At 47.0% G+C, this 22,591-nt stretch carries 25 protein-coding genes and 1 pseudogene; 21 read left to right on the forward strand and 5 right to left on the reverse strand.

Going from position 1 to position 22,591, the window contains the following annotated elements:
* Positions 1-41: 41 nt before the first annotated feature.
* The gene (locus C4F37_RS10370; protein WP_001773856.1) at positions 42-1,265 is read right to left on the reverse strand and encodes a hypothetical protein; all 1,224 of its coding nucleotides are present in this window, start codon (positions 1,263-1,265) and stop codon (positions 42-44) included.
* Between the two features lie 100 nt (positions 1,266-1,365).
* Between C4F37_RS10370 and C4F37_RS10380 the strand changes: the two genes are divergently transcribed.
* The 19 genes and pseudogenes from C4F37_RS10380 to lysS all read left to right on the forward strand — a co-directional run bounded on the left by C4F37_RS10380 (position 1,366) and on the right by lysS (position 18,296).
* Positions 1,366-2,250 (forward strand): GTPase family protein, encoded by an 885-nt coding sequence (locus C4F37_RS10380; protein ID WP_001116801.1) that lies wholly within the window; start codon positions 1,366-1,368, stop codon positions 2,248-2,250.
* A 202-nt stretch (positions 2,251-2,452) separates the two neighbouring features.
* Positions 2,453-3,133: a helix-turn-helix transcriptional regulator gene (locus tag C4F37_RS10385; protein ID WP_001282919.1), complete on the forward strand. Its 681-nt coding sequence runs from the start codon at positions 2,453-2,455 to the stop codon at positions 3,131-3,133.
* A 147-nt stretch (positions 3,134-3,280) separates the two neighbouring features.
* Positions 3,281-3,958: a hypothetical protein gene (locus C4F37_RS10390; RefSeq protein ID WP_001097301.1), complete on the forward strand. Its 678-nt coding sequence runs from the start codon at positions 3,281-3,283 to the stop codon at positions 3,956-3,958.
* A 5-nt stretch (positions 3,959-3,963) separates the two neighbouring features.
* A complete protein-coding gene (locus C4F37_RS10395; RefSeq protein ID WP_001278283.1) occupies positions 3,964-4,197 on the forward strand; it encodes a DUF905 family protein in 234 nt (77 codons plus the stop codon).
* 89 nt (positions 4,198-4,286) lie between these two features.
* Positions 4,287-5,105, forward strand: coding sequence for a DUF932 domain-containing protein (locus tag C4F37_RS10400; protein ID WP_001773857.1), 819 nt, complete (start codon positions 4,287-4,289; stop codon positions 5,103-5,105).
* A 90-nt stretch (positions 5,106-5,195) separates the two neighbouring features.
* The gene (locus C4F37_RS10405) at positions 5,196-5,681 is read left to right on the forward strand and encodes an antirestriction protein (protein WP_000214398.1); all 486 of its coding nucleotides are present in this window, start codon (positions 5,196-5,198) and stop codon (positions 5,679-5,681) included.
* Positions 5,682-5,696: 15 nt separating this feature from the next.
* Positions 5,697-6,173 (forward strand): JAB domain-containing protein, encoded by a 477-nt coding sequence (locus C4F37_RS10410; RefSeq protein WP_001186786.1) that lies wholly within the window; start codon positions 5,697-5,699, stop codon positions 6,171-6,173.
* Positions 6,174-6,235: 62 nt separating this feature from the next.
* Positions 6,236-6,457, forward strand: coding sequence for a DUF987 domain-containing protein (locus tag C4F37_RS10415; RefSeq protein ID WP_000692311.1), 222 nt, complete (start codon positions 6,236-6,238; stop codon positions 6,455-6,457).
* 162 nt (positions 6,458-6,619) lie between these two features.
* Positions 6,620-6,988, forward strand: a complete 369-nt coding sequence (locus tag C4F37_RS10420) for a type IV toxin-antitoxin system YeeU family antitoxin (RefSeq protein ID WP_001540478.1) — start codon at positions 6,620-6,622, stop codon at positions 6,986-6,988.
* 89 nt (positions 6,989-7,077) lie between these two features.
* Positions 7,078-7,452: a TA system toxin CbtA family protein gene (locus C4F37_RS10425; protein WP_000854753.1), complete on the forward strand. Its 375-nt coding sequence runs from the start codon at positions 7,078-7,080 to the stop codon at positions 7,450-7,452.
* Positions 7,449-7,937: a DUF5983 family protein gene (locus C4F37_RS10430; protein ID WP_000777545.1), complete on the forward strand. Its 489-nt coding sequence runs from the start codon at positions 7,449-7,451 to the stop codon at positions 7,935-7,937. The genes C4F37_RS10425 and C4F37_RS10430 overlap by 4 nt, the downstream gene beginning before the upstream one ends.
* Positions 7,938-7,948: 11 nt before the next feature.
* Positions 7,949-8,146, forward strand: coding sequence for a DUF957 domain-containing protein (locus C4F37_RS10435; RefSeq protein WP_000839281.1), 198 nt, complete (start codon positions 7,949-7,951; stop codon positions 8,144-8,146).
* Between the two features lie 96 nt (positions 8,147-8,242).
* On the forward strand, positions 8,243-8,812 hold the full coding sequence (locus C4F37_RS10440) for a DUF4942 domain-containing protein (protein WP_001560692.1): 570 nt from the start codon (positions 8,243-8,245) through the stop codon (positions 8,810-8,812).
* A gap of 329 nt (positions 8,813-9,141) precedes the next feature.
* Positions 9,142-9,301, forward strand: a pseudogene (locus C4F37_RS28255) (tyrosine-type recombinase/integrase); the annotation flags it as partial.
* A 259-nt stretch (positions 9,302-9,560) separates the two neighbouring features.
* Positions 9,561-11,099 carry a lysine decarboxylation/transport transcriptional activator CadC gene (gene cadC / locus C4F37_RS10450; RefSeq protein ID WP_001187191.1) on the forward strand — a complete coding sequence of 513 codons (1,539 nt, stop codon included), beginning with the start codon at positions 9,561-9,563 and terminating at the stop codon, positions 11,097-11,099.
* A 365-nt stretch (positions 11,100-11,464) separates the two neighbouring features.
* Positions 11,465-12,799 carry a cadaverine/lysine antiporter gene (gene cadB, locus C4F37_RS10460; RefSeq protein ID WP_000092909.1) on the forward strand — a complete coding sequence of 445 codons (1,335 nt, stop codon included), beginning with the start codon at positions 11,465-11,467 and terminating at the stop codon, positions 12,797-12,799.
* Between the two features lie 79 nt (positions 12,800-12,878).
* Entirely contained in the window at positions 12,879-15,026 is a 2,148-nt protein-coding gene (cadA, locus tag C4F37_RS10465) for a lysine decarboxylase CadA (RefSeq protein ID WP_001296667.1), read from the forward strand.
* A 58-nt stretch (positions 15,027-15,084) separates the two neighbouring features.
* Positions 15,085-16,542 (forward strand): dipeptide/tripeptide permease DtpC, encoded by a 1,458-nt coding sequence (gene dtpC, locus C4F37_RS10470; protein WP_000856826.1) that lies wholly within the window; start codon positions 15,085-15,087, stop codon positions 16,540-16,542.
* A gap of 236 nt (positions 16,543-16,778) precedes the next feature.
* Positions 16,779-18,296: a lysine--tRNA ligase gene (lysS, locus tag C4F37_RS10475; RefSeq protein WP_000003806.1), complete on the forward strand. Its 1,518-nt coding sequence runs from the start codon at positions 16,779-16,781 to the stop codon at positions 18,294-18,296.
* 118 nt (positions 18,297-18,414) lie between these two features.
* On the opposite strand, the gene ghoT is transcribed toward lysS, so the two are convergent.
* The 4 genes from ghoT to yjdI form a co-directional block, all read right to left on the reverse strand.
* On the reverse strand, positions 18,415-18,588 hold the full coding sequence (gene ghoT, locus C4F37_RS10480; RefSeq protein ID WP_001173343.1) for a type V toxin-antitoxin system toxin GhoT: 174 nt from the start codon (positions 18,586-18,588) through the stop codon (positions 18,415-18,417).
* A gap of 27 nt (positions 18,589-18,615) precedes the next feature.
* The gene (gene ghoS, locus C4F37_RS10485) at positions 18,616-18,912 is read right to left on the reverse strand and encodes a type V toxin-antitoxin system endoribonuclease antitoxin GhoS (RefSeq protein ID WP_001312331.1); all 297 of its coding nucleotides are present in this window, start codon (positions 18,910-18,912) and stop codon (positions 18,616-18,618) included.
* Positions 18,913-19,140: 228 nt separating this feature from the next.
* Positions 19,141-19,413 carry a GNAT family N-acetyltransferase gene (locus tag C4F37_RS10490; protein ID WP_000405647.1) on the reverse strand — a complete coding sequence of 91 codons (273 nt, stop codon included), beginning with the start codon at positions 19,411-19,413 and terminating at the stop codon, positions 19,141-19,143.
* Positions 19,414-19,424: 11 nt separating this feature from the next.
* The gene (yjdI, locus tag C4F37_RS10495) at positions 19,425-19,655 is read right to left on the reverse strand and encodes a 4Fe-4S mono-cluster protein YjdI (RefSeq protein ID WP_000373293.1); all 231 of its coding nucleotides are present in this window, start codon (positions 19,653-19,655) and stop codon (positions 19,425-19,427) included.
* Positions 19,656-19,835: 180 nt separating this feature from the next.
* Between yjdI and C4F37_RS10500 the strand changes: the two genes are divergently transcribed.
* A complete protein-coding gene (locus C4F37_RS10500; RefSeq protein WP_001216482.1) occupies positions 19,836-21,467 on the forward strand; it encodes a sensor histidine kinase in 1,632 nt (543 codons plus the stop codon).
* Positions 21,464-22,183, forward strand: coding sequence for a two-component system response regulator DcuR (dcuR, locus tag C4F37_RS10505; protein ID WP_001540474.1), 720 nt, complete (start codon positions 21,464-21,466; stop codon positions 22,181-22,183). The genes C4F37_RS10500 and dcuR overlap by 4 nt, the downstream gene beginning before the upstream one ends.
* Positions 22,184-22,591 lie beyond the last annotated feature (408 nt).

Consider the following 22,591-nt stretch of genomic DNA (forward strand, 5'->3'; position numbering starts at 1 on the left):
TGTGGATAATTAATATGTAATGTGAAATTAATATTTTCACATCATGAGCGCCATTTAAAATTACCATCCTGAATATCATATGACAATATATTTTCACTAAAGCATGAATTGTATATGTCTATTAACTCTGGAAAATTATCAGGATTCACCTTCAAATTCAATTGAATGTTACGTTTAATTTCACCCAGCAGTTCTTCATGTGTGGATTTTATTATCCCTTTCTCATAATCGATAAATACACACATGTTCTTTATGAATTCAAAACCTTTTCCTGTATACAGTTTAATGAATGCCACCAGAGCAAACATTTCAAGATGTAGCCATAATGCTACGTTAGTTTTTTGCAAAGTATAAAAAATTGAATTCGCCACTTTTTTACTTATTGCTCTTTTATACTGTGATCGAGCAAGATTCAGTAGCGGAAGCTCTCGTTCAATAAATGAATGTGAAAAGACTGGATAAATTGATGTCGGAAACCTTTCAAGCCTTATGATATTTTCTATTTCCACCATAAATCTATCCATAGAAAGAAAGTCACTTTCTTTTTTTATTCTGGTATAGAGACCGCCTTTATTCCTTTCTGAGGTTTGTTTTCGTGCTATCCCCCCTAACAATTTCTCTAATTGTTTATTTATCTTCGTATAATTAAATACAACCATTCTTCTTATCATCCTCGGAAGGATAATAATATCAGTGCTTGAATCACTTGAACGGCAATTATTATTTATCCATGCAACTTCAAGTTGCAGTATCGGAACATTAACTTTTCTGGGGTGAATATCACTCTGATATCGTTTTTTGTATGCGTTTTCATTAAGATATTCTCTGCTGTAGAGAAACTTATAGCAATATAATCTGATAATATCTTTTATGTAAAATTTAAATAGTTCACCTGTAACAGATATATGTTTTCTGCTCAGTAACTCCTGTGTATTAAGCCATTCCCGTGACCGAAGCACACCCTTGTGAAAACTTTTTCTTACTTGCTTTGAGGCACGGCATTGATGTAATATTTTTGCGTCCTCAATAATTCTCTTTCCCGTTTTATTTTTTGCAGCATCTCTTACTCCATAAAATATCTCCCGGTCCAGACTTTTGTCATATTTACTGATTATACGACAAATATTCCTGACCCGACGATTCTCTTTATTTCGCTTCCATAGCTTATAATGATCATCGCATAACCTTAAGGCATTTGCCTCATCAAATTCTGAAACAGGATTACTGCATTTTTTATTCCGACAAATACCTTTGTTTTTAGCCATACTCTTCTTCCCGTCAATGGAAAAATTTTCACACCCATATTACCTGAATGATAAACCGGATTAGTGTGATCCGGTTCAGTGAAATCAACAGGATACCGGTATGCCATTCAGCAATTCTTCCCTCTCCGCGCAAGTGAAATCATATCTGACGTTTCTTCCTGAAGAAATACGCCAGAAAATCCTTGAACATCTCCACGGTGTTATTCATTACGAGCCCGTGATTGGCATTATGGGTAAATCCGGCACCGGCAAGAGCAGCCTGTGTAATGCCATTTTTCAGTCCCGTATCTGCGCCACGCATCCCCTGAACGGCTGCACCCGCCAGGCTCATCGTCTTACCCTGCAGCTCGGTGAACGCAGAATGACGCTGGTCGATCTGCCCGGCATTGGTGAAACACCGCAGCATGATCAGGAATACCGAGCGCTTTATCGTCAGTTACTGCCGGAACTGGATCTGATTATCTGGATCCTGCGGAGTGATGAACGTGCGTATGCTGCCGATATTGCCATGCATCAGTTTTTACTGAATGAGGGCGCAGATCCCTCGCGCTTTCTGTTTGTTCTCAGCCATGCCGATCGCATGTTTCCTGCTGAAGAATGGAATGCCACAGAAAAATGCCCGTCCCGTCACCAGGAACTCTCACTGGCGACAGTAATAGCCCGGGTGGCCACCCTGTTCCCTTCATCATTTCCGGTACTCCCTGTAGCCGCACCTGCAGGCTGGAACCTTCCAGCGCTGGTGTCACTGATGATCCACGCGCTGCCACCACAGGCAACCAGCGCAGTTTATTCACATATCAGGGGGGAAAACCGCTCTGAACAGGCCCGAAAACACGCACAACAGACTTTTGGTGATGCCATCGGGAAAAGTTTTGACGACGCCGTTGCCCGGTTCAGTTTTCCGGCCTGGATGTTACAGCTTCTGCGTAAAGCCCGGGACCGCATTATCCACCTGCTGATCACACTGTGGGAGCGTCTGTTCTGACACACTCACGCCGACAGGATGTGTCGCTGGATTAACGAGCATTCTTCTTTTTATGAAATCATGCTTAAAAATCAGATAATTAAAAGAATATTTTTTCTGCTGCATTTTATTCCTGATTATCCGGATGCGACACATCCTTTCAACATCATGATGCATAATAACATCATGAAATAAAAGATGTTTTCTTACGGAGTGCACATCTATGTCTGATAATCGTTCCCGGCATGATCGCCTGGCGGTTCGCTTATCACTCATTATCAGCCGACTGATGGCCGGAGAATCTCTGTCACTAAAAACACTGTCAGATGAATTTGGCGTTACAGAACGTACTTTACAGCGCGATTTTCATCAGCGTCTGGTTCACCTGGATTTAGAGTACAGAAATGGCAGGTACAGCCTCAGACGACAGAGCAGCCCAGGTGCGATCCCTGAAATGCTTTCTTTTATACAGAATACCGGGATCGCACGGATACTTCCGCTCCGGAACGGACGACTGATAACCTGTCTTACCGACAACCAGGAGCCCTCTCCCTGCCTTATCTGGCTACCGGCGCCGGATATCACTGCAACGTTCCCCGAGTGTTTCTCGCAACTCATCCTGGCAATAAGACAGTGTATCCACATCTCTCTGATGACTGAGCGATGGTATCCGTCACTGGAGCCCTGCCGGCTCATTTATTACAGCGGTAGCTGGTATCTGATCGCGTTACAGAAGGGAAAACTGCAGGTCTTTCCTCTGGCAGATATCAAATCAGTCAGCCTGACATCAGAACGGTTTGAACGGAGAGGCCACATCCACAGTCTGGTCGCTGAAGAGCGTTTTATCTCCGCCCTGCCACATTTCTCTTTCATCCATAAACTTATCAACACCTTTAACCTGTGATCGCCGGCCTGCCAAAGCCGTCCCGACAGGTATGGAGACAATATGTTGAACAGAAAACTAAATATACGGCTACGTCATTCCCTGAACAGTCACTGCATACCTTCCATCATTATCAATAACACCGTACGTTCATTTCAGAGGTCAGTCATGAATACCAGAGCTCTTTTTCCCCTGCTGTTCACTGTGGCATCATTCTCCGCCTCCGCCGGCAACTGGGCTGTCAAAAACGGCTGGTGTCAGACCATGACGGAAGATGGTCAGGCGCTGGTAATGCTGAAAAATGGCACGATTGGTATTACCGGCCTGATGCAGGGATGCCCGAATGGTGTACAGACGCTCCTGGGCAGCCGTATCAGTATTAACGGTAACCTGATCCCCACATCACAAATGTGTAATCAGCAGACGGGATTCAGGGCTGTTGAGGTGGAAATCGGACAGGCGCCGGAAATGGTCAAAAAAGCCGTTCACTCCATAGCAGAGCGTGATGTGTCCGTTTTACAGGCATTTGGTGTACGAATGGAATTCACCCGCGGTGATATGCTGAAGGTCTGTCCGAAATTTGTCACATCACTTGCCGGTTTTTCCCCGAAACAGACGACCACTATTAATAAAGATTCCGTCCTGCAGGCTGCCCGGCAGGCATACGCCCGGGAATATGACGAGGAAACAACAGAAACCGCTGATTTTGGCTCTTACGAAGTAAAAGGCAATAAGGTTGAGTTTGAAGTATTCAATCCTGAAGACCGTGCGTACGACAAAGTGACCGTCACGGTTGGTGCTGACGGTAATGCCACCGGCGCCAGCGTTGAATTTATCGGAAAATAGCCGGTATGTCGGACTGCCACCCTGTTTTATTGCCCGAAGGCCCTTTCTCACGCGAACAGGCGATGGCTGTCACAACAGCTTACCGCAATGTGCTTATTGAAGATGACCAGGGAACGCATTTCCGGCTGGTTATCCGCAATGCCGAAGGGCAGCTACGCTGGCGGTGCTGGAATTTTGAACCTGATGCCGGAAAACAGCTAAATTCGTATCTCGCCAGTGAGGGAATTCTCAGGCAATAAACGTCTTCATTTCATCCATCAGGCCGCGTCTTCTCCGGGAGACGCGGCCTTTTCGTTTATACCGCTAACTCATTCATAAGGAGCAAATAATGCGATTAGCCAGTCGTTTTGGTCATGTAAACCAGATACGCCGTGACCGTCCGCTGACACATGAAGAACTGATGCACTATGTACCCAGTATTTTTGGGGAAGATCGGCATACCTCCCGCAGTGAACGCTATGCGTACATTCCCACCATCACCGTACTGGAAAGCCTGCAGCGGGAAGGTTTTCAGCCATTCTTCGCCTGCCAGACCCGCGTGCGCGACCCGGGCCGCCGGGGATACACCAAACACATGCTGCGTCTGCGCCGTGACGGGGAGATAAACGGACAACATGTCCCTGAAATTATTCTGCTCAACTCTCATGACGGTACCTCCAGCTACCAGATGTTACCCGGATATTTTCGTGCCATCTGCACCAATGGCCTGGTCTGCGGTCAGTCGCTGGGAGAAGTGCGTGTTCCGCACCGGGGAAATGTGGTGGACAGAGTCATTGAAGGGGCTTACGAGGTGGTGGGGGTTTTTGACCGGATTGAGGAAAAGCGTGATGCCATGCAGTCGCTGATTCTGCCGCCACCGGCACGCCAGGCGCTGGCACAGGCGGCGCTGACTTACCGTTATGGTGACGAACATCAGCCCGTCACCACCGCCGACATTCTGACACCACGACGCCGGGAGGATTACGGTAAGGACCTGTGGAGTGCTTATCAGACCATCCAGGAGAATATGCTGAAAGGCGGGATTTCCGGTCGCAGTGCAAAAGGAAAACGTATCCATACCCGGGCCATTCACAGCATTGATACCGACATTAAGCTCAATCGCGCATTGTGGGTGATGGCAGAAACGCTGCTGGAGAGCATGCGCTGATGCCGTTTCACTGAAAGTGCAGTCCTGACTCACATCTGTTCCTGCCCCGGGGCTTCTTCCATTCATTTACTTTTTATAAGGAATAACCTCATGACAACCGTTTCGCATAATTCCACCACACCTTCTGTTTCCGTAACCACTGCATCAGGGAATAACCCACCTCAGCTGGTTGCCACTCCCGTCCCTGATGAACAGCGCATCAGCTTCTGGCCGCAGCATTTTGGCCTCATTCCACAGTGGGTGACCCTGGAGCCCCGTGTCTTCGGCTGGATGGACCGTCTTTGCGAAGACTACTGCGGTGGTATCTGGAATCTGTACACCCTGAACAACGGCGGGGCATTTATGGCACCCGAACCGGATGACGATGATGACGAAACATGGGTACTGTTCAATGCCATGAACGGCAACCGCGCTGAAATGAGCCCGGAAGCCGCCGGTATTGCTGCCTGTCTGATGACGTACAGTCATCATGCCTGTCGTACGGAGTGTTATGCCATGACGGTCCACTATTACCGGCTGCGGGATTACGCCCTGCAGCATCCGGAATGCAGCGCCATTATGCGCATCATTGACTGAATGGAGGCAGGGACAATGCAGCAGCTTTCCTTTCTGCCCGGAGAAATGACAACCAGAGAGCGCAGTCTCATTCTGCGGGCCCTGAAAACCCTGGACCGCCATCTTCATGAACCCGGCGTGGCCTTCACCTCCACCCGTGCGGCACGAGAATGGCTGATTCTGAACATGGCGGGACTGGAGCGTGAAGAGTTCCGGGTGCTGTATCTGAACAACCAGAATCAGCTGATTGCCGGTGAAACCCTCTTCACCGGCACCATCAACCGCACGGAAGTCCATCCCCGTGAAGTGATTAAACGCGCCCTGTATCACAATGCCGCTGCTGTGGTGCTGGCACACAATCACCCGTCCGGTGAAGTCACACCCAGCAAGGCAGACCGCCTTATCACGGAACGTCTGGTACAGGCACTGGGCCTGGTGGATATCCGGGTGCCGGACCATCTGATAGTCGGTGGCAACCAGGTTTTCTCCTTTGCCGAACATGGTCTGCTTTAACCCGTCACAACCACATCACGCTTGTTTTCACTTTTATCTTCTGTCTTCAGAGGTATCACACTATGAAAATCATCACCCGTGGTGAAGCCATGCGTATTCACCAACAACATCCGGCATCCCGTCTTTTTCCTTTCTGTACCGGCAAATACCGCTGGCACGGCAGCACTGAAGCGTATACCGGTCGTGAAGTGCAGGATATTCCCGGTGTGCTGGCCGTGTTTGCTGAACGCCATAAGGACAGTTTTGGCCCGTATGTCCGGCTGATGAGCGTCACCCTGAACTGATGTTCCGTCACCCGGAAAACGAGTACGACCAGATGGACTCAGACGCCGCTGTGGATGAGGCCATTCTCGTCAATGCATACATCTTCACCGAAACCGGTCAGCGCGCCGGCTGACCTGTCATCGTTAAACCATTCTTAACCACTTTTCAGAGAGGATTTTATCGTGTCAGACAAACTCTCCGGGATAACTCATCCCGACGACAATCACGACCGCCCCTGGTGGGGGCTTCCCTGCACAGTGAGGCCCTGTTTTGGTGCCCGTCTGGTGCAGGAGGGTAACCGCCTGCATTACCTTGCCGACCGCGCCGGTATCAGAGGCCGCTTCAGCGACGCAGATGCATACCATCTGGACCAGGCCTTTCCGCTGCTGATGAAACAACTGGAGCTCATGCTCACCAGCGGTGAACTGAATCCCCGCCATCAGCATACCGTCACGCTGTATGCGAAAGGTCTGACCTGCAAAGCTGACACCCTCGGTAGCGGTGGTTACGTTTATCTGGCTGTTTATCCGACGCCCGAAACGAAAAAGTAAACCACCGGAATAACCTTCTGCTCCGGCCTGGTGCTTTCACCACGCCACTTTTCCATTTTTCATCTCTGCATATCAGGAAAACCTTCAGTATGAAAACATTACCCGATACACACGTACGGGAGGCATCGAGCTGCCCGTCTCCCGTCACCATCTGGCAGACTCTGCTCTCCCGACTACTGGGCCAGCATTACGGCCTTACACTGAATGACACACCGTTCGCCGATGAACGTGTGATTGAGCAGCATATTGAAGCTGGCATTTCACTGTGTGATGCGGTGAATTTTCTCGTGGAAAAATACGCGCTGGTGCGTACCGACCAGCCGGGATTCAGCACTTGTCCCCGCTCTCAGTTAATAAACAGTATTGATATCCTCCGGGCTCGCCGGGCGACCGGCCTGATGACCCGCGACAATTACAGAACGGTAAATAACATTACCCTGGGTAAGCATCCGGAGAAACGATGAAACTTTCCCTGATGCTGGAAGCCGACAGAATTAATGTGCAGGCACTGAACATGGGGCGAATTGTCGTTGACGTCGATGGTGTTAATCTCACTGAACTGATTAACAAGGTCGCTGAAAACGGTTATTCACTCCGCGTGGTGGAGGAATCCGACCAACAGTCAACCTGCACACTACCACCGTTTGCAACCCTTGCCGGCATACGCTGCAGTACCGCACATATCACGGAAAAGGATAACGCCTGGCTGTACTCGCTGTCACACCAGACCAGTGACTTCGGTGAATCAGAATGGATTCATTTCACAGGTAGCGGATATCTGTTACGTACCGATGCGTGGTCATATCCGGTTCTGCGGCTTAAACGCCTGGGGCTGTCAAAAACGTTCCGTCGTCTGGTTATCACACTTACCCGACGTTATGGCGTCAGTCTCATTCATCTGGATGCCAGCGCTGAATGCCTGCCGGGTTTACCCACTTTCAACTGGTAACCAGGAACAACATGAAATCATTAACCACGGAAACCGCACTGGATATTCTGATTGCGTGGCTGCAGGACAATATCGACTGCGAATCGGGAATTATCTTTGACAACAATGAGGATAAAACGGATTCAGCAGCACTGTTGCCCTGTATCGAACAGGCCAGAGAGGATATCCGTACCCTGCGCCAACTGCAGCTTCAGCACCAGAACCGGTGAGTCTCACTCATCATCTCACTCACCAGACTTCATTCCACTGACGCCAGCCTGAACACGGCTGGCGTTTTCATTTATCTGCAAAAAGGAATATCGATTATGTCTGAAATCACAGTCTCCCGTCCGGAAGTGGTCAACGAGAATACGGACGTTATCTGCTCCACCTCAGTCAGGTACAGGTCACTGGAATATGATAATTTTCCGGAAATCAGCGAAGCGAACATTCTGAGCACATTTGAACAACTGCACCAGAACAAAGATGAAGTGTTTGAACGGGGAGTGATCAACGTCTTCAAAGGGCTGAGCAGGGATTACAAAACCAACTCACCCTGTAAATTTGGCAGTAAAATTATCGTCAACAATCTGGTGAGATGGGACCAGTGGGGATTTCATCTTATCAGTGGAATGCAGGCAGATCGCCTGGCTGACCTGGAAAGAATGTTGCATCTGCTCAGCGGTAAACCGATCCCCGACAACCGAGGGAATATCACCATTAATCTGGATGACCACATACAGTCCGTTCAGGGTAAAGGACGCTATGAAGATGAGATGTTCATCATTAAATACTTTAAGAAGGGATCTGCACACATCACTTTCAAAAGGCTGGAGCTGATTGACAGAATTAACGATATAATAGCCAGGCACTTTCCTTCTGTGCTCTCAGCCTGACCCCGAGTTTGATTCCCTTTCGATATCAAAAGGGACTGCGGGTACAAAAGAGGGTACATCTTTCACCAAACCAAACAAAATAAACTAATATCAACATGATAGAAGCATTCTTCGATTCCGAGTCCGGCACCAAATTCATATAAACGGACCTCCACGGAGGTCCGTTTTTCGTTTCAGGACGCCACGATTTAAGCGTCCTGCCGCCAAATCAATTCTACCGAACTCAACCAGATTCTCCCCACATCACCAGCAATTTGCGGGCATATCCCAATTCGGGAAAATTTGTTTCTGAGCTATAGCGCTGACTGACGTGAAATGTCGTGCGGCCCCGTGATGCTGTTGAACGTCAAATGACGTCATCAGGAGCGTAACGCACCCATAAAGCACAACATCGGGCAGAACGCCAACTGATGAGATTTTCTGAATGAGAACAAAGAGAAATGTATCAGTCCGTTTGCTCATGCAAAGACTAACAATCCATTAAAATAGTAAGCGCTCCGGACAATTTTTCATGGATTATTTTCTGAACATTTTTCTTTGGCAAAGATGATGAATTTTGATGGTAAGGAAAATTACTTCTGGTTCTCAGTAAAATCCTTTCGTAATACTATGTAATCAAGAAGTTTATGGCGGGTAAAAATAACGTCCTACATTCACCAATAATATGTAAATAAACCCATCTATAGATGGAAAAAATAGGTTATGGCAATTATCATTGCATCATTCCCTTTTCGAATGAGTTTCTATTATGCAACAACCTGTAGTTCGCGTTGGCGAATGGCTTGTTACTCCGTCCATAAACCAAATTAGCCGCAATGGGCGTCAACTTACCCTTGAGCCGAGATTAATCGATCTTCTGGTTTTCTTTGCTCAACACAGTGGCGAAGTACTTAGCAGGGATGAACTTATCGATAATGTCTGGAAGAGAAGTATTGTCACCAATCACGTTGTGACGCAGAGTATCTCAGAACTACGTAAGTCATTAAAAGATAATGATGAAGATAGTCCTGTCTATATCGCTACTGTACCAAAGCGCGGCTATAAATTAATGGTGCCGGTTATCTGGTACAGCGAAGAAGAGGGAGAGGAAATAATGCTATCTTCGCCTCCCCCTATACCAGAGGCGGTTCCTGCCACAGATTCTCCCTCCCACAGTCTTAACATTCAAAACACCACAACGCCACCTGAACAATCCCCAGTTAAAAGCAAACGATTCACTACCTTTTGGGTATGGTTTTTTTTCCTGTTGTCGTTAGGTATCTGTGTCGCACTGGTAGCGTTTTCAAGTCTTGAAACACGTCTTCCTATGAGTAAATCGCGCATTTTGCTCAATCCACGCGATATTGACATTAATATGGTTAATAAGAGTTGTAACAGCTGGAGTTCTCCGTATCAGCTCTCTTACGCGATAGGCGTGGGTGATTTGGTGGCGACATCACTTAACACCTTCTCCACCTTTATGGTGCATGACAAAATCAACTACAACATTGATGAACCGAGCAGTTCCGGTAAAACATTATCTATTGCGTTTGTTAATCAGCGCCAATACCGTGCTCAACAATGCTTTATGTCGGTAAAATTGGTAGACAATGCAGATGGTTCAACCATGCTGGATAAACGTTATGTCATCACTAACGGTAATCAGCTGGCGATTCAAAATGATTTGCTCCAGAGTTTATCAAAAGCGTTAAACCAACCGTGGCCACAACGAATGCAGGAGATGCTCCAGCAAATTTTGCCGCATCGTGGTGCGTTATTAACTAATTTTTATCAGGCACATGATTATTTACTGCATGGTGATGATAAATCATTGGATCGTGCCAGTGAATTATTAGGTGAGATTGTTCAATCATCCCCAGAATTTACCTACGCGAGAGCAGAAAAAGCATTAGTTGATATCGTGCGCCATTCTCAACATCCTTTAGACGAAAAACAATTAGCAGCACTGAACACAGAAATAGATAACATTGTTACACTGCCGGAATTGAACAACCTGTCCATTATATATCAAATAAAAGCGGTCAGTGCCCTGGTAAAAGGTAAAACAGATGAGTCTTATCAGGCGATAAATACCGGCATTGATCTTGAAATGTCCTGGCTAAATTATGTGTTGCTTGGCAAGGTTTATGAAATGAAGGGGATGAACCGGGAAGCAGCTGATGCATATCTCACCGCCTTTAATTTACGCCCAGGGGCAAACACCCTTTACTGGATTGAAAATGGTATATTCCAGACTTCTGTTCCTTATGTTGTACCTTATCTCGACAAATTTCTCGCTTCAGAATAAGTAACTCCCGGGTTGATTCATGCTCGGGAATATTTGTTGTTGAGTTTTTGTATGTTCCCGTTGGTATAATATGTTGCGGCAATTTATTTGCCGCATAATTTTTATTACATAAATTTAACCAGAGAATGTAACGCAATGCATTGTAAACATTGAATGTTTATCTTTTCATGATATCAACTTGCGATCCTGATGTGTTAATAAAAAACCTCAAGTTCTCACTTACAGAAACTTTTGTGTTATTTCACCTAATCTTTAGGATTAATCCTTTTTTCGTGAGTAATCTTAGCGCCAGTTTGGTCTGGTCAGGAAATAGTTATACATCATGACCCGGACTCCAAATTCAAAAATGAAATTAGGAGAAGAGCATGAGTTCTGCCAAGAAGATCGGGCTATTTGCCTGTACCGGTGTTGTTGCCGGTAATATGATGGGGAGCGGTATTGCATTATTACCTGCGAACCTAGCAAGTATCGGTGGTATTGCTATCTGGGGTTGGATTATCTCTATTATTGGTGCAATGTCGCTGGCATATGTATATGCCCGACTGGCAACAAAAAACCCGCAACAAGGTGGCCCAATTGCGTATGCCGGAGAAATTTCCCCTGCATTTGGTTTTCAGACAGGTGTTCTTTATTACCATGCTAACTGGATTGGTAACCTGGCAATTGGTATTACCGCTGTATCTTATCTTTCCACCTTCTTCCCAGTATTAAATGATCCTGTTCCGGCGGGTATCGCCTGTATTGCTATCGTCTGGGTATTTACCTTTGTGAATATGCTCGGCGGTACCTGGGTAAGCCGTTTAACCACGATTGGTCTGGTGCTGGTTCTTATTCCTGTGGTGATGACTGCTATTGTTGGCTGGCATTGGTTTGATGCAGCAACTTATGCAGCTAACTGGAATACTGCGGATACCACTGATGGTCATGCGATCATTAAAAGTATTCTGCTCTGCCTGTGGGCCTTCGTGGGTGTTGAATCCGCAGCAGTAAGTACTGGTATGGTTAAAAACCCGAAACGTACCGTTCCGCTGGCAACCATGCTGGGTACTGGTTTAGCAGGTATTGTTTACATCGCTGCGACTCAGGTGCTTTCCGGTATGTATCCGTCTTCTGTAATGGCGGCTTCCGGTGCTCCGTTTGCAATCAGTGCTTCAACTATCCTCGGTAACTGGGCTGCACCACTGGTTTCTGCATTCACCGCCTTTGCGTGCCTGACTTCTCTGGGCTCCTGGATGATGTTGGTAGGCCAGGCAGGTGTACGTGCCGCTAACGACGGTAACTTCCCGAAAGTTTATGGTGAAGTCGACAGCAACGGTATTCCGAAAAAAGGTCTGCTGCTGGCTGCAGTGAAAATGACTGCCCTGATGATCCTCATCACTCTGATGAACTCTGCCGGTGGTAAAGCCTCTGACCTGTTCGGTGAACTGACCGGTATCGCAGTACTGCTGACTATGCTGCCGTACTTCTACTCTTGCGTTGACCTGATTCGTTTTGAAGGCGTTAACATCCGCAACTTTGTCAGCCTGATCTGCTCTGTACTGGGTTGCGTGTTCTGCTTCATCGCGCTGATGGGCGCAAGCTCCTTCGAGCTGGCAGGTACCTTCATCGTCAGCCTGATTATCCTGATGTTCTACGCTCGCAAAATGCACGAGCGCCAGAGCCACTCAATGGATAACCACACAGCGTCTAACGCACATTAATTAAAAGTATTTTCCGAGGCTCCTCCTTTCATTTTGTCCCATGTGTTGGGAGGGGCCTTTTTTACCTGGAGATATGACTATGAACGTTATTGCAATATTGAATCACATGGGGGTTTATTTTAAAGAAGAACCCATCCGTGAACTTCATCGCGCGCTTGAACGTCTGAACTTCCAGATTGTTTACCCGAACGACCGTGACGACTTATTAAAACTGATCGAAAACAATGCGCGTCTGTGCGGCGTTATTTTTGACTGGGATAAATATAATCTCGAGCTGTGCGAAGAAATTAGCAAAATGAACGAGAACCTGCCGTTGTACGCGTTCGCTAATACGTATTCCACTCTCGATGTAAGCCTGAATGACCTGCGTTTACAGATTAGCTTCTTTGAATATGCGCTGGGTGCTGCTGATGATATTGCTAACAAGATCAAGCAGACCACTGACGAATATATCAACACTATTCTGCCTCCGCTGACCAAAGCACTGTTTAAATATGTTCGTGAAGGTAAATATACTTTCTGTACTCCTGGTCACATGGGTGGTACTGCATTCCAGAAAAGCCCGGTAGGTAGCCTGTTCTATGATTTCTTTGGTCCGAACACCATGAAATCTGATATTTCCATTTCAGTATCTGAATTGGGTTCTCTGCTGGATCACAGTGGTCCACACAAAGAAGCAGAACAGTATATCGCTCGCGTCTTTAACGCAGACCGCAGCTACATGGTGACCAACGGTACTTCCACTGCGAACAAAATTGTTGGTATGTACTCTGCTCCGGCAGGCAGCACCATTCTGATTGACCGTAACTGCCACAAATCGCTGACCCACCTGATGATGATGAGCGATGTTACGCCAATCTATTTCCGCCCGACCCGTAACGCTTACGGTATTCTTGGTGGTATCCCACAGAGTGAATTCCAGCACGCTACCATTGCTAAGCGCGTGAAAGAAACACCAAACGCAACCTGGCCGGTACATGCTGTAATTACCAACTCTACCTATGATGGTCTGCTGTACAACACCGACTTCATCAAGAAAACACTGGATGTGAAATCCATCCACTTTGACTCCGCGTGGGTGCCTTACACCAACTTCTCACCGATTTACGAAGGTAAATGCGGTATGAGCGGTGGCCGTGTAGAAGGGAAAGTGATTTACGAAACCCAGTCTACTCACAAACTGCTGGCGGCGTTCTCTCAGGCTTCCATGATCCACGTTAAAGGTGACGTAAACGAAGAAACCTTTAACGAAGCCTACATGATGCACACCACCACCTCTCCGCACTACGGTATCGTGGCGTCCACTGAAACCGCTGCGGCGATGATGAAAGGCAATGCAGGTAAACGTCTGATCAATGGTTCCATTGAACGTGCGATCAAATTCCGTAAAGAGATCAAACGTCTGAGAACGGAATCTGATGGCTGGTTCTTTGATGTATGGCAGCCGGATCATATCGATACGACTGAATGCTGGCCGCTGCGTTCTGACAGCACCTGGCACGGCTTCAAAAACATCGATAACGAGCACATGTATCTTGACCCGATCAAAGTCACCCTGCTGACTCCGGGGATGGAAAAAGACGGCACCATGAGCGACTTTGGTATTCCGGCCAGCATCGTGGCGAAATACCTCGACGAACATGGCATCGTTGTTGAGAAAACCGGTCCGTATAACCTGCTGTTCCTGTTCAGCATCGGTATCGATAAGACCAAAGCACTGAGCCTGCTGCGTGCTCTGACTGACTTCAAACGTGCGTTCGATCTGAACCTGCGTGTGAAAAACATGCTGCCGTCTCTGTATCGTGAAGATCCTGAATTCTATGAAAACATGCGTATTCAGGAACTGGCTCAGAATATCCACAAACTGATTGTTCACCACAATCTGCCGGATCTGATGTATCGCGCATTTGAAGTTCTGCCGACTATGGTAATGACTCCGTATGCTGCGTTCCAGAAAGAGCTGCACGGTATGACCGAAGAAGTTTACCTCGACGAAATGGTAGGTCGTATTAACGCCAATATGATCCTTCCGTATCCGCCGGGAGTTCCTCTGGTAATGCCGGGTGAAATGATCACCGAAGAAAGCCGTCCGGTTCTGGAGTTCCTGCAGATGCTGTGTGAAATCGGCGCTCACTATCCGGGCTTTGAAACCGATATTCACGGTGCATACCGTCAGGCTGATGGCCGCTATACCGTTAAGGTATTGAAAGAAGAAAGCAAAAAATAATTAGCTCGTACAAGGGAAGTGGCTTGCCACTTCCCTTTTTTGCTCATAAGGAGAACACATGAAAACACCCTCACAGCCGCGCGCGATATACTATATCGTGGCGATCCAAATCTGGGAGTACTTCAGTTTTTACGGCATGCGTGCCTTACTCATTCTCTATCTCACCCATCAGCTTGGTTTTGATGATAACCATGCCATCAGCCTGTTCAGCGCATATGCTTCTCTGGTTTACGTTACCCCTATTCTCGGCGGCTGGCTTGCCGACCGCCTGCTCGGCAACCGCACTGCAGTGATTGCCGGCGCGCTGTTAATGACCCTTGGCCATGTGGTGCTGGGCATTGATACAAATTCAACCTTTAGCCTGTATCTGGCGCTGGCAATCATTATTTGTGGCTACGGTTTATTCAAATCAAACATCAGCTGTTTGCTTGGCGAGCTCTACGACGAGAACGATCATCGACGTGATGGCGGTTTTTCGCTGCTGTATGCTGCGGGCAATATCGGTTCTATCGCCGCGCCCATCGCCTGCGGCCTGGCTGCTCAGTGGTATGGATGGCATGTTGGCTTTGCCCTTGCGGGTGGCGGCATGTTTATCGGTTTGTTGATTTTCTTAAGTGGTCATCGTCATTTCCAGTCCACGCGTAGTATGGATAAGAAAGCGCTCACTAGCGTGAAATTTGCCTTACCAGTATGGAGCTGGTTAGTGGTGATGCTCTGTTTAGCCCCAGTATTTTTTACCCTGCTGCTGGAGAACGACTGGTCCGGATATTTGCTGGCGATCGTTTGCCTCATTGCCGCACAAATCATTGCCCGCATGATGATCAAATTCCCCGAACACCGCCGTGCTCTTTGGCAAATTGTATTGTTGATGTTTGTCGGGACGTTGTTCTGGGTACTGGCACAACAGGGCGGCAGTACCATCAGCTTGTTTATCGATCGCTTTGTGAATCGTCAGGCATTCAATATTGAAGTACCTACAGCACTATTCCAGTCGGTGAATGCTATTGCGGTGATGCTCGCTGGGGTTGTTCTGGCCTGGCTGGCGTCGCCAGAAAGCCGCGGCAATTCAGCATTGCGCGTCTGGCTGAAGTTTGCCTTTGGCTTACTGCTGATGGCTTGTGGCTTTATGTTGCTGGCATTTGATGCCCGACATGCAGCGGCTGGCGGTCAAGCGTCAATGGGCGTGATGATATCCGGGCTGGCGCTAATGGGCTTTGCTGAACTCTTTATTGACCCGGTGGCGATTGCGCAAATCACGCGTCTGAAAATGTCTGGCGTATTAACTGGTATTTATATGCTGGCAACAGGCGCAGTCGCCAACTGGCTGGCAGGCGTCGTGGCACAGCAGACGACAGAGTCGCAAATTAGCGGTATGGCAATTGCCGCTTACCAGCGATTCTTTTCTCAGATGGGAGAGTGGACGTTGGCTTGTGTCGCGATCATCGTGGTATTGGCCTTTGCTACCCGTTTTCTGTTTAGCACGCCGACGAATATGATACAGGAGAGCAACGATTAACTGTCGTAAAAACAATTGGTTATGAATAAATTAACTTTCAGTTTATCACACTAGTAAATCGAGATTAATAAGTCATTTAAACCATTTTGATGGTTATTTATTAGTGATATCAACTTGAGGTAAGCGTTAGTTTCGATAAGATAAACTGAGTTATTAATAGTCGAGGCAGATAATACAGTGTACCGATCTGTCTCTTTATCTACGCTAAATTGAAAGCTGGATTTAGAGGAACCAAAATGTCTGAACGAGAAACACGGGGAGCCAATGAGGCTATTGATTTTAACGATGAACTGAGAAATCGCCGCGAAAAACTGGCGGCACTACGTCAGCAAGGTGTGGCGTTTCCCAATGATTTTCGCCGCGACCATACCTCTGACCAGTTGCACGAAGAGTTTGATGCGAAGGATAACCAGGAACTGGAATCCTTAAACATTGAAGTCTCGGTTGCTGGCCGAATGATGACCCGTCGTATTATGGGGAAAGCCTCCTTTGTAACGTTGCAGGATGTCGGTGGCCGTATTCAACTGTACGTTGCAAGAGATAGCCTGCCAGAAGGTGTTTATAACGATCAGTTTAAAAAATGGGATCTGGGTGACATTATCGGTGCCCGCGGTACGCTGTTTAAGACGCAAACGGGTGAGCTTTCCATTCACTGTACTGAGCTGCGCCTGCTGACTAAAGCACTACGTCCTTTACCAGATAAATTCCATGGTCTGCAGGATCAGGAAGTCCGTTATCGTCAACGTTATCTGGACCTCATCGCTAACGATAAATCCCGTCAAACGTTTGTTGTCCGTTCAAAAATTCTGGCCGCTATCCGTCAGTTCATGGTCGCGCGCGGCTTTATGGAAGTAGAAACCCCGATGATGCAGGTAATTCCAGGTGGGGCATCTGCTCGCCCGTTTATTACCCATCATAACGCTCTGGATTTAGATATGTACCTGCGTATCGCGCCGGAGCTGTATCTGAAACGTCTGGTTGTAGGCGGTTTTGAACGGGTATTCGAAATCAACCGTAACTTCCGTAATGAAGGTATTTCTGTTCGCCATAATCCTGAGTTCACAATGATGGAACTCTACATGGCATATGCGGATTACCACGATTTGATTGAACTGACGGAGTCACTGTTCCGCACCCTGGCACAAGAGGTACTGGGTACCACTAAAGTCACTTATGGCGAGCATGTGTTTGATTTCGGCAAACCGTTTGAAAAACTCACCATGCGCGAAGCAATCAAAAAATATCGTCCAGAAACCGATATGGCGGATCTGGATAATTTTGATGCTGCTAAAGCATTAGCTGAATCTATCGGTATTACGGTAGAGAAAAGCTGGGGGCTGGGACGTATTGTTACGGAGATCTTTGATGAAGTGGCAGAAGCACATCTGATTCAGCCAACCTTTATTACGGAATATCCGGCAGAAGTGTCCCCGCTGGCGCGCCGTAATGATGTTAACCCGGAAATCACCGACCGTTTTGAATTCTTCATCGGTGGTCGTGAAATTGGTAATGGTTTTAGCGAATTAAACGACGCAGAAGATCAGGCTGAACGTTTCCAGGAACAGGTTAACGCTAAAGCTGCAGGTGACGACGAAGCCATGTTCTATGACGAAGATTACGTGACTGCGCTGGAATATGGTCTGCCGCCAACCGCTGGTCTGGGTATTGGTATCGACCGAATGATTATGCTGTTTACAAACAGTCATACTATTCGCGACGTTATTCTCTTCCCGGCGATGCGCCCACAGAAATAAATTTCACTTTAATGAACGAAGCAGTCAGGCGACTGCTTCGTTCGTCATTCCGCAAATCCAGTTTTGAGGAGAGACGCTTCGTTTCAAGATAACCAGCGGGTCCACTCAACTACAGCTCCTAAAAGAGAGAAAAAAGTAATGCCACAGGAAGACTCATTGGCCAGGTTATTCCGACCAGAAATGCACTAAGTAAACGAATATGTGTTTTCTCATGTGAGATAAACCAGATAATGACAAAGGATATGTTCACACCAATCACATAAAAAATTAATATTTTAGAGAATAGTGCCATTTTTTATGTTCTTCTTATCCTTCCTGGCTACTTGTAAAACTGACGGAAATAGTCATCAACTGTCATAATGCTGAGGTCAAAATCAATATCCGGTAAGTCTAAGCATTTGAGCCTGATTAAATCTTCGATTTCACTTGCGGCTAACGATGTCGTTATTGCGAAGGAGTTTTCATTCAGTTGTCGTGGTATCCCATATTCATCAGCCACGATAGAGGAGAAATTCATATCATACATCAATGATCTTAACCTTAAGAACACTGAGGAATAAGATGATGGATAATCAAAAGAAACAACATAAGTATTGAACTTGTTTTTACCTTCCATAATATGACTCCTATCAATATTGAACGCTCTGGGGACGCAAAACTTATTAACCCCGAATGATGATTCTCATATAGGAGATATTCTTTTTTTTTTGCTCAGTAAAGGGGATGACTTGGGACAAAAAAACGCTCTCTCTGACCATTCTTTGTGCATCCCCCTACCCTTCAGATGCTCTCCTGCATCACACCGCGGAGAGCATGAAAAATATCGTGACTCTGTACTCTCCCATCAACTGCGAATATCATCATACTCCCGTGTTTTATCAAATTCGTGTTTCGCAAATGGGCATAGTGGGATAATTTTTCGTTTTTCCCGACGCATTTTTTCCACGACTTTCGCAACCAGCTGTTTACCAATCCCTTGCCCTTTCAGGCTTTCATCGACATCGGTATGTTCGATAATCGCTAAATTCTCTCCGGTCGGCACAAAGACAATTTCAGCGATTTGCTTGCCTTGTTCGTCATTAATGTAAAATTTATTGTGGCCTTCGCGTATTTCCATTTTACCCTCGCTTATTTATGACGGTATTTCAGCGCGCCACTCGGGCACGTATCAATCACTTTAACCACAGTGGCAACGTCGACTTCATCCGGCATGATCCACGGCTTTCGTTTGAGATTAAATAACTTGCCGTTGCCACGTACGCAATTGCCAGAATGCTGACATATCGCAGTGTTAAAATAGACATCGATATTTTCGCCGGTATAACAGCGATAACCCCCGTCCAGTAGCGCCCGATCCATGACCTTCCCTCTCTCATCAGTATGATTATCGCTATAAGCATAGCCCCGGAATCTTCATACAGCACTGGCAGTTTCCGTTGCCAGAGTCTCTTCCCCTATATAGCCAATCATTCTTACTCCCTTTGAATTACCCGCCTCATCAGAGATAATGCTTAAGAAATTTGTCACACAAGGAAGCTGATGAGACATTCATTGCCCTACCGTATGTTACGCAAACGTCCGATGAAATTGAGTACCACTGTGATCTTAATGGTCAGCGCGGTACTGTTCTCGGTGCTATTGGTGGTGCATCTGATTTACTTCTCGCAAATCAGTGATATGACGCGAGACGGGCTAGCTAACAAGGCACTGGCAGTAGCGCGTACCCTCGCCGACTCGCCGGAAATCCGTCAGGGCTTGCAGAAAAAACCGCAGGAGAGTGGAATCCAGGCCATCGCGGAAGCCGTGCGCAAACGCAACGATCTGCTGTTTATTGTCGTTACCGATATGCAAAGCCTTCGCTACTCGCATCCTGAAGCCCAGCGTATTGGTCAGCCATTTAAAGGTGATGACATCCTTAAAGCGCTGAATGGCGAAGAAAATGTCGCTATCAATCGCGGTTTTCTGGCGCAGGCTTTACGCGTATTTACCCCCATCTACGATGAAAATCATAAACAAATTGGCGTGGTGGCGATCGGCCTTGAGTTAAGCCGCGTGACCCAACAGATCAATGACAGTCGCTGGAGCATTATCTGGTCGGTACTATTTGGCATGCTGGTCGGACTGATCGGCACATGCATTCTGGTTAACGTACTGAAAAAAATCCTTTTCGGCCTGGAACCCTACGAAATCTCCACACTGTTTGAGCAACGCCAGGCCATGTTGCAGTCCATCAAAGAAGGCGTCGTTGCCGTGGACGATCGCGGCGAGGTCACGCTGATCAACGATGCCGCACAAGAATTGCTGAATTACCGTAAGTCGCAGGACGATGAGAAACTGTCGACGCTAAGCCACTCGTGGTCACAGGTGGTAGATGTCTCGGAAGTGTTACGCGACGGAACCCCACGCCGCGACGAAGAGATTACGATTAAGGACCGACTATTACTGATCAACACCGTTCCGGTGCGCAGTAATGGCGTTATCATCGGTGCCATTTCAACCTTCAGGGACAAAACTGAAGTACGTAAACTGATGCAGCGACTCGACGGTCTGGTCAACTATGCTGACGCACTTCGTGAACGATCCCACGAATTTATGAATAAATTGCATGTGATTCTCGGATTATTGCATCTGAAGAGTTATAAGCAGTTGGAAGATTACATTCTCAAAACAGCCAATAACTATCAGGAAGAGATTGGCTCTCTGCTGGGTAAGATCAAATCTCCGGTTATCGCTGGTTTTTTAATCAGCAAGATTAACCGCGCGACCGATTTAGGCCATACGCTGATTTTAAACAGTGAAAGCCAGCTGCCAGACAGCGGTAGTGAGGATCAGGTCGCGACGCTGATTACCACGTTGGGAAATCTGATAGAAAACGCGCTGGAGGCATTAGGGCCGGAACCCGGTGGCGAAATTAGCGTAACATTGCACTACCGTCACGGCTGGCTGCACTGCGAAGTTAACGATGATGGACCGGGGATCGCACCCGACAAAATCGATCACATTTTTGACAAAGGTGTCTCGACAAAAGGAAGCGAGCGAGGCGTCGGTTTAGCACTTGTCAAACAACAGGTAGAAAATCTCGGCGGCAGCATCGCCGTGGAATCGGAACCCGGGATTTTCACACAATTTTTTGTCCAGATACCCTGGGACGGGGAGAGGTCGAACAGATGATCAATGTATTAATTATCGATGATGACGCAATGGTCGCGGAGCTGAATCGCCGATACGTGGCACAAATCCCGGGCTTTCAATGCCGTGGAACGGCTTCGACGCTGGAGAAAGCCAAAGAGATTATCTTCAATAGCGATACGCCTATCGACCTGATATTGCTAGATATCTATATGCAAAAAGAGAACGGGCTCGATTTACTGCCTGTCCTGCATAACGCGCGTTGCAAAAGTGATGTGATTGTCATCTCCTCCGCTGCCGATGCAGTAACCATTAAAGATTCGCTGCATTACGGTGTTGTGGATTACCTGATCAAACCCTTCCAGGCTTCCCGCTTTGAAGAGGCGCTCACCGGCTGGCGGCAAAAGAAAATGGCGCTGGAAAAACATCAGTATTATGACCAGGCCGAGCTTGATCAGCTAATCCACGGCAGCAGCTCCAACGAGCAGGATCCTCGTCGCTTGCCAAAAGGCTTAACGCCGCAGACGTTACGCACGCTGTGCCAGTGGATTGACGCGCATCAGGACTATGAGTTTTCAACCGACGAGCTGGCTAACGAGGTTAACATCTCGCGTGTTTCCTGCCGTAAATACCTTATCTGGCTGGTCAACTGCCACATATTGTTCACCAGTATCCATTATGGCGTCACGGGGCGTCCGGTTTACCGTTACCGTATTCAGGCAGAACACTACTCACTACTGAAACAATATTGCCAATAACGGATCGCTGGTTATCTGTAAGTAATAATTATTACCGTAATGCAAAATCCCCCTGGCACAAGTTACATCGTTCATCAGTAAAACTTGTGCCAGATCAAATATAATTATCCCTCCATCATCGCTAAAAATTAATATCTCTTCAGATGAACGGTGTTTTTAATTTCAAAACGCTAACAAAAGTTAATTAACTATTATGTCACCCACATTATGTGTATTTTTACCCACAAATGGGTAGATCAGATTAATCTATAAACCTAATGATACCTGCCCTGAGAACAAAAAACAGACCGATAAATATCAATAAGATAACAGCAAACAAAACATTAACATCTGCGCTGTACAAACTATAAACCCATCGCCAGAGAGTCTTTCTCTCTGAAAAAGCCGCTTATCACAGTGCATAAATTT

Source organism: Escherichia sp. R1 (assembly GCF_003000935.1).
GTDB lineage: Bacteria > Pseudomonadota > Gammaproteobacteria > Enterobacterales > Enterobacteriaceae > Escherichia > Escherichia coli.